The 15,283-nt window shown below is 50.8% G+C and carries 14 protein-coding genes; 10 read left to right on the top strand and 4 right to left on the bottom strand.

Features of this window, described 5'->3' with window-relative positions:
* Window positions 1-7 precede the first annotated feature (7 nt).
* From yahO to C813_RS34845, 8 genes are all read left to right on the top strand, one after another.
* The gene (yahO, locus tag C813_RS34880; RefSeq protein ID WP_017456766.1) at window positions 8-283 is read left to right on the top strand and encodes a DUF1471 family periplasmic protein YahO; all 276 of its coding nucleotides are present in this window, start codon (window positions 8-10) and stop codon (window positions 281-283) included.
* A 184-nt stretch (window positions 284-467) separates the two neighbouring features.
* Window positions 468-2,033, top strand: a complete 1,566-nt coding sequence (locus tag C813_RS34875; protein WP_017456767.1) for a type 2 periplasmic-binding domain-containing protein — start codon at window positions 468-470, stop codon at window positions 2,031-2,033.
* Window positions 2,030-2,431, top strand: a complete 402-nt coding sequence (locus tag C813_RS34870) for a fucose-binding lectin II (protein ID WP_017456768.1) — start codon at window positions 2,030-2,032, stop codon at window positions 2,429-2,431. The genes C813_RS34875 and C813_RS34870 overlap by 4 nt, the downstream gene beginning before the upstream one ends.
* 10 nt (window positions 2,432-2,441) lie before the next feature.
* Window positions 2,442-2,843 carry a fucose-binding lectin II gene (locus C813_RS34865; protein ID WP_017456769.1) on the top strand — a complete coding sequence of 134 codons (402 nt, stop codon included), beginning with the start codon at window positions 2,442-2,444 and terminating at the stop codon, window positions 2,841-2,843.
* Between the two features lie 193 nt (window positions 2,844-3,036).
* A complete protein-coding gene (locus C813_RS34860; protein WP_017456770.1) occupies window positions 3,037-5,298 on the top strand; it encodes an AAA family ATPase in 2,262 nt (753 codons plus the stop codon).
* Window positions 5,295-6,353, top strand: coding sequence for an HNH endonuclease family protein (locus C813_RS34855; protein WP_017456771.1), 1,059 nt, complete (start codon window positions 5,295-5,297; stop codon window positions 6,351-6,353). The genes C813_RS34860 and C813_RS34855 overlap by 4 nt, the downstream gene beginning before the upstream one ends.
* 141 nt (window positions 6,354-6,494) lie before the next feature.
* The gene (locus C813_RS34850) at window positions 6,495-6,935 is read left to right on the top strand and encodes a hypothetical protein (protein WP_017456772.1); all 441 of its coding nucleotides are present in this window, start codon (window positions 6,495-6,497) and stop codon (window positions 6,933-6,935) included.
* A 14-nt stretch (window positions 6,936-6,949) separates the two neighbouring features.
* Window positions 6,950-7,492 (top strand): RNA polymerase sigma factor, encoded by a 543-nt coding sequence (locus C813_RS34845; protein ID WP_040016532.1) that lies wholly within the window; start codon window positions 6,950-6,952, stop codon window positions 7,490-7,492.
* Window positions 7,493-7,602: 110 nt separating this feature from the next.
* Here C813_RS34845 and C813_RS34840 read toward each other — a convergent pair whose 3' ends face one another.
* The 4 genes from C813_RS34840 to lysC all read right to left on the bottom strand — a co-directional run bounded on the left by C813_RS34840 (window position 7,603) and on the right by lysC (window position 11,527).
* A complete protein-coding gene (locus C813_RS34840; protein ID WP_017456774.1) occupies window positions 7,603-8,256 on the bottom strand; it encodes a hypothetical protein in 654 nt (217 codons plus the stop codon).
* A gap of 72 nt (window positions 8,257-8,328) precedes the next feature.
* On the bottom strand, window positions 8,329-9,627 hold the full coding sequence (locus C813_RS34835; protein WP_017456775.1) for a glycoside hydrolase family 10 protein: 1,299 nt from the start codon (window positions 9,625-9,627) through the stop codon (window positions 8,329-8,331).
* Window positions 9,628-9,634: 7 nt separating this feature from the next.
* Window positions 9,635-9,922: a VF530 family protein gene (locus C813_RS34830; protein WP_017456776.1), complete on the bottom strand. Its 288-nt coding sequence runs from the start codon at window positions 9,920-9,922 to the stop codon at window positions 9,635-9,637.
* Window positions 9,923-10,165: 243 nt separating this feature from the next.
* Window positions 10,166-11,527 (bottom strand): lysine-sensitive aspartokinase 3, encoded by a 1,362-nt coding sequence (gene lysC, locus C813_RS34825; protein WP_017456777.1) that lies wholly within the window; start codon window positions 11,525-11,527, stop codon window positions 10,166-10,168.
* Between the two features lie 638 nt (window positions 11,528-12,165).
* Between lysC and C813_RS34820 the strand changes: the two genes are divergently transcribed.
* Together C813_RS34820 and C813_RS34815 are read left to right on the top strand one after the other, a co-directional pair.
* On the top strand, window positions 12,166-13,551 hold the full coding sequence (locus tag C813_RS34820; protein WP_017456778.1) for a diaminobutyrate--2-oxoglutarate transaminase: 1,386 nt from the start codon (window positions 12,166-12,168) through the stop codon (window positions 13,549-13,551).
* Window positions 13,552-13,568: 17 nt separating this feature from the next.
* Entirely contained in the window at window positions 13,569-15,032 is a 1,464-nt protein-coding gene (locus C813_RS34815; protein WP_017456779.1) for a pyridoxal phosphate-dependent decarboxylase family protein, read from the top strand.
* The last annotated feature ends 251 nt before the right edge of the window (window positions 15,033-15,283 follow it).

Raw genomic sequence — 15,283 nt, 5'->3', positions numbered from 1 at the left:
ATGCCTGATGAACAAAAAAAGTTTAGTGATTATTAGCGCGTTAACATTATTGGCGAGTAATGCCTGGGCCGCCAAATTAATGGAAAAAGCAGAATTTGATAAAGTTTCTTCGCAATATGAAAAGGTTGGCGAAATTGCCACTTCCGACGAAATGTCGCCCATGGATGCGCGCCATGCGCTGAGCAAGCTGGCAGATGAAAAGGGCGGTGATGTCTATGTTGTGACATCCGATCAGACTCGGAAGAAAATTCATGCAACCGCTGATGTCTACAAGAAAAAATAGCAGAATAAAACCTCCTCATGCTGGAGGTTTTTTATTTGCGAAAACACCTGGTCTGAATATATCGAATATCATAATGATTAGGTTTTAAATTAAATTTACTTTTTAACTAAATATAGTGGTGCGCAGCGTAAATATATCTGCGCATCGTTTTTCGTTTTTCTACCGCAGTAATAGAGGAGTTTATATGGGCGTCATCTCACGAATGACGATGCGCGTCTTTGCCATCGTTTTATTTATCTTTGCCAGCGCTGGCGTGTTTGCAGGTCAGTTAATCCTTAAAAATACTTCATCATCACCGATAACCTGTACGGTTGACGGCTGGACCCGCGCGTCTGGCGGCAGCTTTGACTGGTTTATTAAGGTTGAACCGGGGCAGAGTTTTTATGTCGGGCAAAATACCAGCCGGCCAAATCCGCCGATCATTAACTGGGCGAACTGTAATAACCTGCAAACCCGCGCCATGACGCTGACGCCGAAAGGGCCGAACCAGACGCTGGTGCTCAATGGTCAGCAAACGCGGGTGCTTAATGTCTCGCTCTATTCGTACCTGCCGACATTGCCGACGGATAATTTTGAAAGCCTGGTCGCTTATGTGGTGAAAAGCTGGCAGGCACAGCACCCCGACGTGTTGCTCAATGCTGTGCTTAGCCAGGAGGTCAAGATTTATGACTTTACGAAGCTGCGTACCATTCTGGGAAACGACGGTTTTGATGTTGTCGAACTGGATGTGCTGTATCTGGGCTTCCTGGCAGATAACCAGCTTATCAACCCCGCGCAAATCAGCGGAGATGCGCCGTGGCCGGTGGCACTTGCCGGATCGACCTATAAAGGCCAGTTGTGGGGTATTCCCAGCTGGCTGTGCATGAATTTTATCTATGCGTTTGACAAGGCGATTACCCGGCAAAAGACGCTGGATAATTTACTGAGCTATATGAACTCGCTGCCCTCTGCGGTTCCGGCGCTGGCAGGGAGTTTTAATGGTCACTGGGCGGTGCCCTCCAACTACATCAATGCGTATGTGCAGCGCTATGGCCTGAATGCAATGCCGGAGGCTATGCAAATGCCGCCGGATAATGCAGTGATTTCGCAACTGGTGGCCTTATCAGACACCTGCCAGAAAAACGGTATCAATCAATGCACCAATGGCTATTTTTACAACGGGACCGGCGTTACGCCTGAGCAGGCGTTTGCCACCGGGCAGTCCAGCACCGAGATGGGATTTTCTGAACAATCGTTCTACGTGAACCTCTATAACCCGTCGCAAAGCGCCCCGTTGTATGTCATTCCGGTACCGTGGGGGCAAAACGCCCAACCGCTGCTGTTCCAGGATAGTTTCGTTTCCAGCGCGGCCACCTGTAAGCCGGGTAGCCAGTGCAGCCGCGACGCACAGGCATTCACCACCATGATGACCGGCGTGGCTATGAAAAATTATATTGTGCAGTCGCAGGATCTTCCTGCTGGCACGCCATGGCGCACGTTGCTGGTGGCCACCCAGCCTTTCTGGCAGCAGTCGCAGATTGTCAATAACGCCTATTACCAGCAACTGCGTCCGATATTTGATACGGCAGCACCGTTCCCGAACAATTTCACCGAATCCGTTCAAACGACAATGGATACCCAGATTTGCGCCGCGCTGAAAGCACAGCGCCCGCAATTTGACTGTGGCGACAGCGCGAAAACTTTGCTCGCGACCGGCCACGCGAAGACGCAGCCGCGTCCAACTTCAGGCGAAAGCAGGAGCAAACTATGAGTGTCGGCCCGGTTTCAGGAAATGGCATCGCGATAACGTTGCCACCAGGAAAAACGGTCTTCTGGACGGCAAATGTGCAGGCATCCTGGGCGCAATACGTTCAGGTAAGGGATTTTGCGAATAACCCGGTCTTTCAGGCCAATGGCGCGTCGACAGGCGGTCATTCACCGACGCAGATCGGCCAGGGAACGTTTGTGGCGTCCGGAACGGGTGCGTATACCGTCTACCTTGGCTACAACAATGGGCAATCCTGGTCGCAAGTGATGTGGGAGGAGATGACGCTCAATATCGGTAGCCAGATCTATTCCAGCAGCTTCAATTTTATTTCCGAAGATGGTGCCGACCAGGACTTTAACGACACCTGCCTGACATTAACCTGGTTTAACAGCATTGGCTGAGGAGAAGAACATGTCGCCAGGACCTGTTAGTGGCAATGGCATTGCTATCGTTATTCCGCCGGGTAAAGTCGTGTTTTGGTCGGTGCTGGTACAAAGCTCGGCAAACCAGTTTATTCAGCTGAAAGACAGCCTTTCCAACGTGATATTTACCGTGCAGGGCGCCAGCACCAGCGGCGGTACGCCAACGCAAATTGGCAGCGGTTTTTTTCAGGCGGATAATGTGGGGAATTATACTGTCTGGATCGGCACCAACAGCGGTCAGCGTTATTCAAACGTTCTCTGGACGCAGGATATTATTTCCCGCGGCGCGTCGGTCTTTTTCGGCAAATATATCTTTGCCAGCGAGGATTCAACCGACAAAGATTACAATGACTCCTTTTTCCAGTTGCAATGGTTTGAAAACGTAGGCTGAGGCGTTTTCCTTTCTGCAGGAGTGCTTCGGCGCTCCTGTTTCTCACCGAAACGGCTCATTTCCCTGATATGCCTTGATTTCCCTTGTTGGTTTGGCAAAATCATTTATCCATTTGGTGAATGCTTTCTCTCGCAATCTGTCTGTTTTGCGGGGGGTAGCGTGCCTGCGCAAATATATTTAAAGGGAAATAGCGATGTTATTCGTAGACAGGGGGCGTGTCGCCATTCCATCCGTGTTACTGCCTGGTGGTGCGGCAGAGGCGGAAAAAGAGAAAGCGGCGGTGTTTTATAAGCAGGCGCATCATTTGCAGAGTCGCTTTGAATTTAAGGTTTTCAGAAGCAAAGAGGTTAAAAGTGCGCTGTATGATCTCTTTCAGGGTAAGTGTGCGTGGTGTGAATCACGGATAAATTCAACGGCGTCCGGGGATATTTGCCATTACAGACCTAAGGGCGCTGTCGCAGAAAGCCGTAAACACCCAGGATACTGGTGGCTGGCAAGCCAGTGGGAAAATTTGCTGTTAAGTTGCCCCGCATGTAATCGGCCGCATCAATATAACGGTGTCATAGCGGGAAAGTCGAGCCGCTTTCCTCTTGAAGATGAAGCACAGCGCGCCTTTGAGCCTGGATGGGAAGAACGCGAAAAGCCGTTATTGTTGGATCCGACTTCTGATGATCCTGCCCGGCATTTTGTCTATGACTGGGAAGGAAACATCCTCAGTGAGACGCCAGAGGGGCAGATGACGATCACCATTATCGGGCTTAATCGCCCGGCATTGGTCGAGGCGCGAAGAAGTGCGCTGGCTATGGTTCGTAGTGTCCTGAATTTGCTTGCTACTGCCTCCAGCGTCGGCTCAGAAGAGCAGCGGATGTTTATACTTCGTCATCTGCAAGAGTTGACCGCTGATAATGCTGAGTATGCAGCGATAAAACGCCAGTTCATTTCGGCAGAGCTTAAAAAGATCGTACGCGATACTGGATACGATGCTTTCCATTGGTTGAAATCAACCCTGCCAGTTACAAAGAAAAGCGTGAGCGGTATATGGGAAAAACTCAGGGATTTTGAGTTAAAACAATCTGATTTCTCCTTACTTAACAGTCGGGGGATTGCTATTTCGCGGTCGCAAAGCCGAAAAATACAAAAAGTGACGATCACTAATTTTAAAGGCATTGATGAGTTAACGTTTAATGTCGCCAGTAACTGGCAAATGCTGTTGGGCGAAAATGGCGCGGGTAAAAGTTCGGTTTTGCAAGCCATCGCGCTCTGTTTGGGGGGCGCGGACAACTTCGCCAAAGTGGTGAACGAAAACGGTATCGATCCTAAAACCTGGATCAGGTCTAGACGGCAAAAAGCCACTATTGAAATCCAGGTGAGCGGTTTTGTTAAACCTCATTTTTTGCATATTTATCGTGACCGGGCTGTGTTTTTACGTGCTGCAAATAAATCAGCATTGGTCGACTATGCAAAAGGCAGCGCCACGGCGACCGGTGCAAAAGAGGCCAAAGATGTCCAGTTTGTTCTTCTTGGCTACGGCGCAACGCGTTTATTAAAACCTGCGCCGAAATTGTCGGAATTGCGTTTTCGTGAAGCAGGGCCAGTGCGCTATGCGCGCTTCGATAATTTGTTTGATCCGCTTTCGTTACTGATTTCCGCAGAGGAGTGGCTGTTAAAGCAGAAACGAGAGATCTTTGATCTCAGCGCGCGCGCGTTAAAAGATTTGTTAGGCCTGGATAACAACGACATTTTGGTCAAGCGAAATAACACCATTATGGTCGTTATGGATGACAAAAAACCTTTACCGCTGGCCGCGCTTAGCGATGGTTACAAGACGGTGATTGCCTTGTGTGTGGATATCCTCGCGATAGCAACGGAGTTTTGGGGCGATCCTGGCAGCGCCGAAGGCATCGTGCTGGTGGATGAACTGGATTGTCACCTGCATCCAACGTGGAAAATGCGCATTGTAAGCGCGTTAAAACGGGCATTCCCAGAAATGCAATTTATTTGCACCACCCATGATCCGCTCTGTTTACGTGGCCTGGGCGCTGGAGAGGTGTGTGTGATGCAGCGTGATGGTGAAAGTATCAACTTGCTGAGCGATTTGCCAAACCCGGCGGATTTCCGTGTGGAACAGTTATTAACCTCTGCATTTTTTGGCCTGAATAGTACGCAGGATCCGGAAAATGAGGCGATCTTCGATGAATATTATGCGTTGCTCGCTTTACCTGAAAAGGATCGAGAACAATTTCAGCGGCTTGAGCAATTAAAGACTGAGTTGAAGGAGCGACGCTATATTGGCGAGACGCCGCGCGAACAGCTGATGTTTGAAGCAGTCGATCATATTATTGCCGACAATAAACAGAAAGGCTTTTTGCAAATCCATGACATGAAGCAGGAAGCTATTAATACAGTCAGCAACCTCTGGCGAAACGCTTTAAATAAAAGGTTGCTAAAGAAATGATTAAAATAAATCGTAGCCAGGCAACGCCAAATATTCCGGTTTACGTGAGAGCGATGACTCGTGGTAGAAGCATTGGGCTTACTCAAGCGGTGCGGGAATATAATGAATCGATTGATTTTCACACTAATGCATCTCACTACCTCAATGAAGAGAAAATAACTGACAGTAAATTTAAGTTTAATGTTTATAAAGACAAAGAACTGGTTGCTGAACTGGGGAAAATATTTGGTAATAAGTGCGCCTATTGTGAAAGCTGCTTTGGTGCCGTCACACCAAAAGATATCGAACACTTCAGGCCGAAAAGTGAAATAAAAACTTATGGCGAAGCAATACTTCGTCCAGGCTATTACTGGCTGGCGACTGAGTGGCTCAATTTACTGGTGTCGTGCCCGGATTGTAACCGCCGACGAGAACATGAGGTTCCCGGTCAACCAGCAATGGTAAACCTTGGGAAGGATATACAGTTTCCGATAGCTGATGAAAATGCGCGTTTGCGTGTCCATACTTGCAGTGCCGTTCAAATTGCTAACGAAGAAGCGCAACGCCTGCTGATCAATCCCTGCATCGAAGACCCGGAAGATTACTTCACATACGACGACGAAGGGCTGATTCACCCCAGAAACGCCAGTGACATGAAAGCTATCTGTTCAATACATGTCTATGCCTTGCAGCGTAAGGCACTGGTCGAAGCAAGAAAAGCAACGCTGGTACGGTTACAGCGTCTCTTTTTTCATCTTCGCTTACCGATTCAGGAGTTAACGCAAATATCTGCCAGACATGTCAACAAACGGGCAATCAAACAAAACCAAATTACCGAGTTAATGAACGATGTTTTGGATATGTTTGAGCCGGAAAAACCTTACCTGGGGTTGCTTCGGGATTATATCCGTCGACATGCCGTGTCAGGTACTTATCTGAGCTATCGAACGGCTGGTATTCGCGTTGAGGATCTTCTGCGCTTACCCGTATCTCGCCCGCTTCCGGCGCCGCGTCTTAACCTGAATAATTTCAGAAGCATGAGCTCAAGAATCCCCATTGGGTTGCGGTTGAGATAAATTAAGTATTTAATTTCAATTGGTTAGTTTTTATTTATGCCCTGATGGCATTTATTTGCATTTTCCTGGCAATATTTTTACCGCTCATCCGTCTACTTCATCACAAGCAATTATTCACTAACCTGATGGAGTAGAAAAAAGATGAGAGATTTTGATATGCATGAGCACAGACACGGACACCGTCACGGCTTTGGTCGGCATCGCATGGTGAAGCCGTTGATCATAGGTGTGGTGGTATTCGTCGCGTTGGGTCTGCTGGTGATGTCGTTGTGGAACGCGCTGTTACCGGCCATTCTTGGCGTAAAAAGCATTGGGTTCTGGCAGGCGCTGGGGCTGTTAGTGCTGAGCCGCATTCTGTTTGGCGGGCTGGGATTCCACGGGGGAATGTTTGGTATGGCGCGTCGGCGTATGCACGAACGCTGGATGCAAATGACGCCGGAGCAGCGTGAAGCTTTTATCCAGCAGCGCCGCGAAGGGTTTGGTCGCCGCGATCGCTGCGGCTGGCGTGGTCGTTGGGATGAAAGGGCGGATGATCGTCATCAGCCTGATGAGAGCAGCGCAAAAAAACCGGACGCTGAGTGAGCACGGTGGAAACCATGGACGGCGAGTCTTTGCTGGTTAACGCGCTGAATGCCTGCCGCTCACGCCTGAAAGCCTTTATTCGTGGGCGCACAGCAGTGCGTGATGACGCCGACGACATTTTGCAGGAAGTGACTTATCAGCTGATGAATGTGGAACAACCGGTGGAGAATGTTGCCGCCTGGTTGTTCCGCGCCGCGCGTAATGAAATGACGGATCGCGCGCGTAAAAAACGTGAACTGCCGTTGTCCGGTTTTTTCAACGGTGGTGACGATGAAAGCGATTTTGCGGAAGATGAGTTGGCCGAAACGCTGTTTGGCGTGCCGCAAACGCCGGAAGAGGCGTATCTGCGCGAGCTGTTATGGCAAGAACTGGAAAGCGCGCTGGCGGAACTTCCGTCCGCCCAGCGCGAGGTGTTCGAAAAAACCGAGCTTGAAGGCTTGAGTTACAAGGTGCTGGTGGAGGAGACTGGCGTCAGCATACAGGCGCTGTTATCCCGTAAGCACAAGGCGGTGCTCTATCTGCGCAGTGTTTATGACGCGCTGACTGACGATACTTGAGGTTCTGACGGACGGAAATCACCCGCTTTTACTCTCTTTTTTCCGAAATACTAAACAGCTTATTCAATGGTGTGGTGGCAAAATGGCGATAAAGAATGTCTAACTCATCTTTAATGCGCGGATGGCGTTCTATCCGATCTATTATATTCATGAGTGCTAATGATGTCATTTGGATAGTTAATATAAGAAATATAGTGCGTAATTTCATACATAAGCCCAAGACTTTCGGTAAGGGTGTTAATAAACGAATTGAGTGTTTCTTCTTGATTGCTTGCCAGAGACCAGCGGCTTAATAGATCCATGCTTGTGTTTATATTGGCTATTTCCGCATATAGCGCAGTGATTTCCTCAAGAGAGTTTTCTGCGCTATCAATTACTTTTTGATAATGCACCCGATGGGGATCGTCAGTTTGTGTGGAAACATCAAACCTACGTACATCTAAAAGAACTTTTAATGAAAGGGAATTGTATTTTTTATACGCATTATCAATATCATCCATCAGAATAGATGCACGATTGAATCCTTCCGCATGGGTTTTATCGTTAAAGAAACTCTTTGCATTTTTAGCAACAAAAATCGTAACAAAAGCAATGAACAGATTTGTTATCCAGCTTAACCAATCCGGCCATGAGCCAAAGTCCGGGCTTGAATAGTTATAAACCAAAGCAAGCAGTTTAAAGCCTAGAATGATAATAATCAGTAGCGGTGCAGCACAAAGCGTATAAAAAACAATATTGTCAAGATGCGCTAATTTTGATTTCACAGCTCCATTCCTTTTTTATTCATTATCAATGGCAGGACATGCGCCATGACGCATGCCCTGGCTGATTCCTGCTTAACCACCCCAGCGGCTCTTCAAATAATTCACCGCTTGCTGAGTTTGCGGCTGTTCCAGATAACTTTCGCGGAACAAAATCGTGCCGTTAATTTGCGGCAGCGATTCGTTTAAATCGAGCTGTTTTTTCAGTTCGGGCACACCACCGTTGACGGTCCAGTCGGGCTCATTCTTCGAATATTCCCCCACCTTATACAGCGCTACGCCGATGTAGAGACGTGTTTTTGTCGGTTTCACGACATCCGCCCACCATTTTACCAGCACATCGTAACGCGCCGCATCGCGCGCGAATGGCCAGTAGATTTGCGGGGCAATGTAATCCAGTAACCCTTGTTGTACCCAGCGGCGCGTGTCGGCAAACGACTCGTCATACGCTGCCGCGCCACGCGTGTCCGAACCGGCGGCATCAAATGAGCGGTTACGCCAGACTCCCGCCGGGCTCACGCCGAATTCGACATTGGGATTGAGTTGGCGAATGGTGCGTGAAACCTGCTCAATCAACTGCTGCGTATTGTTGCGCCGCCAGTCCGCTTTTGAACTGAACGCCTGGCCATATTGCCGGTAAGTCTGGCTGTCATTCAGCGCAGAACCAGGCGTTTCAGAGTAGAAGTAGTCGTCAAACTGCACGCCATCGACCGGATAGCGAGCCACCACCTCTGCAACGATGCTGGTTATCCAGTCGCGCACTTCCGGAATACCGGGATCGAGCACAAAACGGTCACCCGCCGTGCGGATCCAGTCACGATGCAGCACAAAAATGCTGGCCGGATGCAGGGATAAGGTGCGGTTAAGCTCCGCTGTGGTCGACGGTTTGGTATTAACTGAAACGCGGTAGGGGTTAAACCACGCGTGCACTTTCATGCCGCGCTTGTGGGCTTCATCGAGAATAAACTGCAGCGGATCGTAACCCGGATCCTGCCCAATGGTGCCGGTCAGCATATCTGACCAGGGTAAAATCTTTGACGGCCATAGCGCGGTGCCGTCGGGTTTGACCTGGAAAAAGACGGTATTGATGCCGAGGCTTTTTAGCTTATCCAGCTTGTTTCTCAGCGCCTCTTGCTGCTGGCTAACGCGTAACGAGGCACTCATGTTCACCGAATTTACTGGTGGCCAGTCGAGACGCGACACGGTTGCCAGCCAGATACCGCGCACGGGTTGTGTATTTTTTGCAGGCGTCGTTGCGAGTGGGTGTTTCGCCACCGGCGGCAACGGCGTGACGAGAGATTTCGGCGCTTTAGAGGCGCAACTGGCGAGTAAAAGCGCAGTGGCAATAAGCACGCCTGACGTTTTTAATGACATCTGAAAATTAGCTCTTAGGCGTTCGACCACTTGTCCACGGGTTAAACGCAGGTTCGTCTGATTTGGCCGGGGCGCACTCTTCCAGTGATTCGAGATACAGCGCCTCAACTTCCGCGCGCGCCCAGGGCGTGCGTCGCAAAAATTTCAAACTGGATTTAACGCTTGGATCGTTTTTAAAGCAATTGATATTGATGCGTTTGCCGAGTTCTTGCCAACCGTAGCGGGAGACCAGCGCGTTAACCTGCATTTCAAGCGTCACGCCATGCAAAGGATCTTTTGAAATATGAGCGGCCATGTGAAGTCCGGTTTTCGGGAAAAGTTTTGCGGAAGGTTACAAGAAAGCCCGCTGAGCGTCACGGGCTTTGCGCCGCTGAACGTTAGCGTCCAGACAGGCAAGGGCGACTTTCTGCGGATCACGGTTGTTCCGGTCCTCCAGTAAGGCGGAATTTCAGCGCGGCGGTATTACGGGAAAAGGGAGGAAGTCATGGTTAATGTGCTGGCAGAAACGCTGCCAGCACTCACCGGGGGGTAACCGCCGTTATTCTAACAGGTTACGGTGTAACGTCTTGACTGCGCTGTCAGCGCATTCAGCAGGGAGCAGGAAGCAAAGATTATGGCTGGAGGCACCGTGGCAAATCATCCGCACGGAATGGTTTTCCAGTTCGGCGAACACCTCTTTGCACACCGCCGGTGCCTGCGAGAGCGTATTACCAATAAGCGAAACTAGCGCCAGCCCGGTTTCGATTTCGACATGGCAGTGCGACGACAGTTCGGTAAGTAGCGCGGTAGTCAGCGTGTCCGCTTCACCTGACGTCGAGCCGGTGGAGTTGAGGATAAGTGCAATGCTGGCTTCCGAGGTGGTCACCAGGTCCATCGCTACATCATGACGCGACAAAATGTTGAACATCTCGGCTAAAAAGCGGTGAGCGGGTTGCGCATTGACGCTGGATAATTTCAACAGCGTTTGCTGGCGACGAATGGCCAGCGCACGGTAACGCGGCGGTTCGTGCGTGTCGCGGCACACCAGCGTTCCGCCTGCGCGCGGCTGAGTGCTTGAACCGACAAAGACCGGAATATTTTTACGCATCGCCGGTAGCAGGGTGGCCGGATGCAAAACTTTCGCGCCAAAGGTCGCCATTTCACTGGCTTCAGAGAATGAGAGCGTATCAATGCGTTTCGCCTGGGGGACGATTCGGGGATCGGTAGTATAAATCCCGGCGACATCGGTCCAGATATCCACTCGCGCTGCCTGCAACGCTTCCGCCAGCAATGAAGCGGTGTAATCACTGCCGCCTCGGCCCAGCGTGGTGGTTTGCCCCGCCGCGTCGCTGCCAATAAAGCCTTGCGTGATCACCAGCGACTGCGTAATGCGCGGGCGTAAATGCTTTTCCACCCGTTCTGCAATCTCGCTTATAACGGGTACCGCGCAGCCGAACGTGTCGTTCGTGCGGATCACTTTGCGTGCGTCAAACCACTGCGTTTCCACGTCGCGTTCGCGCAGAACCTCCACAAACAGCAGGGAGGACATCAGCTCCCCGTGGCTCACCAGTTCATCGCACAGCGCGTCTGACCGGGAATCAACGGCCATGGCCGCAAGGTGGCTGATATTGTCGAGCAGGCGGTCGATCTCCTGGCCGATGGCTTCTGGCTGTTTCAGGCGTGAAATAATGTTGTATTGCAGGGTGCGCAGGGTGTCGATCTTATCTTGTCGAACGCTGCTTTCCAGCCCGCCAGAGAGTTCAACTAACAGGTTGGTGACGCCTGCGGAGGCAGACAAAACAACCAGACGAACATCTTTATCAGCAAGGACAATGGTGGCGCTGCGGCTCATCGCGTCAAAATCGGCGACACTGGTTCCGCCAAATTTGGCAACGATGGTGTGTGGATAAATGCGAGTCATAACAATCTCATATCAGGGCGCCATAATTTTATGGCATGAAAATTTTCATTCTCGGCATAAGGGAAGAACGCTTCGCCTTACGAAATGTCCGCCCGCGAACATTTCTTTTTACAACCCAGGATTCTGCTCCCGTTGTCGATAACCTGTATTGCCTCTCACGAGTTACCGGGTGTGATGCGCATTAATGGTTAAATAGATGCTTCCTTTTTTCGGTTTAGGGATTTTTATCGCGGGCATAGTAAGTGATTTAACTCGCTGAATCGATATTTTCCTCAGTATTTGCCATAAACCAATGGAAAATATCATGATTTATTCAGTGGTTGCTGGCGAAGTTTGGCTTAAATAACGTTCTAATAACATAAAAAGAGCATAAATATTAAAAATCGAGTCTTATCATCGCGTTGTTCGCAATACCGCCTGGAATATTCTTGTAACAGAATTGGTTACAATTCATGCTGAGCAATCCCCGCGCATAAATAATTTTTGTCATTGATTTTTAAAGAAAATGACATAAACAGCCAGGCAAAATAAAAGATTGAGTCCGCTGCTGAAAACACATATATTAGCCGCGTTTTTTACAAGCCCCCTTAAACCCTTATTCAACCCGGTGTTAAATCAACCCAGGTTGTAGGAGAGATATGATGACGGATAAAGTCCGTATTGATTCTTTGAGTGCTAATTCATTCCCGCAAAGCAATGAGACCTTTTTAGCAAGACAGGCCGAATTTGAATCCAATGTCAGAAGCTATCCGCGCAAATTGCCGTTAGCGATTGCCAAAGCGCAGGGCGTCTGGATCACCGATGTTGAGAATAATCAATACCTTGACTGCCTTGCAGGCGCCGGTACTCTGGCGCTGGGCCATAATCATCCTGATGTGATTCAAAGCATCCAAAGTGTCATTACCAGTGGCTTACCGTTACATACGCTCGACCTGACCACGCCGTTAAAAGATGAGTTTTCAGAATATCTGCTCTCTTTGCTGCCGGGTCAGGGCAAAGAATATTGCCTGCAATTCACCGGGCCTTCCGGCGCGGATGCCGTGGAAGCGGCGCTGAAGCTGGCGAAAAAAGTGACCGGTCGTTCCGGGATTATCAGCTTCTCTGGCGGTTATCACGGTATGACGCACGGCGCGCTTTCCGTGACGGGCAACCTGTCGCCGAAAGAAGCGGTAAACGGCATGATGCCGGAAGTGCAGTTTATGCCTTACCCGCACCAGTATCGTTGCCCGCTGGGCATCGGTGGCGAAGCCGGTGTCAAAGCGCTGACTTACTACTTCGAAAACCTGATCAACGACGTTGAAAGCGGCGTACGTAAACCGGCTGCCGTGATTCTGGAAGCGGTGCAGGGCGAAGGCGGCGTGAACCCGGCGCCAATCGAGTGGCTGCAGCGCATCCGTAAAGTGACCCAGGAACACGGCATTATGCTGATCCTGGACGAAGTGCAGGCTGGTTTCGCCCGTACTGGCAAACTGTTCGCCTTCGAACATGCCGGTATCGAGCCGGATATCATTGTGATGTCCAAAGCGGTCGGTGGCGGTTTGCCGCTGGCGGTACTGGGCATCAAAAAACAGTTCGACGCCTGGGCGCCGGGCCACCATACCGGTACCTTCCGTGGTAACCAACTGGCGATGGCAACAGGCCTCACTACGCTGAAGATCCTCAAAGAAGATCGCATCGCCGATAAAGTGGCAGAGCAGGGTGAATGGCTGAAAGGCAAGCTGGCTGAAATGCAAAAACGTTTCCCGGTTATCGGCCATATTCGCGGCCTGGGCCTGATGATCGGTATTGAGATCGTTAAGCCGTACGAAGCTCAGGATCACATGGGTTGCTACCCGGCAGACGGCGAGCTTTCTGCACTGTTGCAGAAAAAATGCTTCGAATCGGGTCTGATCCTGGAGCGCGGCGGCCGTGGGGGTTGCGTACTGCGTCTGCTGCCTTCGCTGCTTATCAGCAATGCAGAGCTGGAAATTTTCCTCGATAAATTTGAAAACGCGCTGCTGAGTGCTGGCGTGAAGCCTGTTTAATCGGAGTAAGTGAGCGAATGTCTGATTTAAATCCGATTCTTTCGGGTTCCGCGCAGAGTATTGCTGCCTATCAGGAAGCGATTGAGCAGAGCACGCAAGCGGTTGTGCAGTGGCTCAAGCAACCTGAAATGTATCAGGGCAAAACCGTCGCGGAATTACGTGAGCGCATCAATTTAGAGTTCACCTCTCAGGGCCTGGGTAACCAGGCCGCTATTGAGCGCGCTGTTGAGTATTTCCTTAAAGACAGCTTGTCCGTGCATCACCCGCAGTGCGTGGCGCATCTGCACTGCCCGAGCCTGGTGATTAGCCAGGCGGCGGAAGTGCTGATTAACGCCACGAACCAGAGCATGGATTCGTGGGATCAGAGCCCGTCGGCGACCATCATCGAGATGAAACTCATCGAATGGCTGCGCGCACAGGTGGGTTATCCGGCCGGTGACGCAGGTGTGTTTACCAGCGGCGGCACGCAGAGCAATCTGATGGGCTTGATGCTGGCGCGCGATGCCTTTTTTGCACGCCAGGGCCACTCCGTTCAGCAGCACGGCTTAACCGGTAATCTCAGCAAAATTAAAGTGTTATGTTCTGAAAATGCACACTTTTCGGTGCAGAAGAACATGGCGCTGATGGGGCTGGGTTACCAGTCCGTGACGCTGGTGAAAACGGATGCGTTCTCGCGCATGGATCTGAACGATCTGACGCAGAAACTTGGCGAAGCGAAAGCCAACGGTGAGCAGGTAATGGCGATTGTTGCTACCGCCGGCACCACCGATGCGGGCGCGATTGATCCGTTAGCGGAAATCGCCGCGCTGGCCGCTGAACAGCAGATTTGGGTTCACGTTGATGCGGCCTGGGGCGGCGCGTTGCTGCTCTCTGAGAAGTATCGCCATTTCCTCAATGGGCTTGAGCTGGCTGATTCCGTGACCCTGGATTTCCATAAGCAATTCTTCCAGACCATCAGCTGTGGCGCGTTCCTGCTGAAAGATGCGCACCATTATCAGTTGATGCGTTACCAGGCGGCTTACCTGAACTCTGACTTTGACGAAGAGCAGGGCGTACCAAACCTGGTGTCGAAATCCTTGCAGACAACGCGCCGTTTCGATGCGCTGAAGTTGTGGATGGGTCTTGAAGCGCTGGGTAAAAAGCAGTACGCCGAAATTATTGACAACGGCGTCACGCTGGCGCAACAGGTGGCGCAATTTGTTGGCGAGCAGCCGCAGCTGGAACTGGTGATGCAGCCGCAACTGGCCAGCGTATTGTTCCGTTTCCGCCCGGAAAAGGGTGATACGGCAAGTGTTGCGTTGCTGAACCAGCGTATCGGTGATGCGCTGTTGGCCTCCGGGAGCGCGAACGTTGGTGTAACGGAAGCGGACGGGGTGACCTGCCTGAAACTGACGTTGCTGAACCCGACCGTTTGCCTGGAGGACGTCAAAGTTCTGCTGGCAAGTGTGGTTGCCTGTGGTCAGCAGTTACAGAACGCCTGATTTGCGTCGTAAATAAAAAAAAGCCGACAGCAGCGATGTTGTCGGCTTTTTTATTGTCTGTATTCGCGTCTCGGATGTTACCGACCAGCGTGCCGATGTTGAGCTTGCGGTTGATGCGCAAACACAGGTGAATATTACCGGTACGGTTTATGACTGCGTGTCGGGCAAGAACAGCCTATGAACGGAGAAGGTTATGGATCGGAAGTACGATGCAGAAGAGGCTGTGCGCTGGATAGATAGCTCAGCCCGGC

This window comes from Kosakonia sacchari SP1, assembly GCF_000300455.3.
In the GTDB taxonomy this organism is placed as follows: Bacteria; Pseudomonadota; Gammaproteobacteria; order Enterobacterales; family Enterobacteriaceae; genus Kosakonia; species Kosakonia sacchari.
The sequence above is the reverse complement of the archived record's forward strand: the minus strand, read 5'-3'. Positions and strand labels throughout refer to the sequence as shown.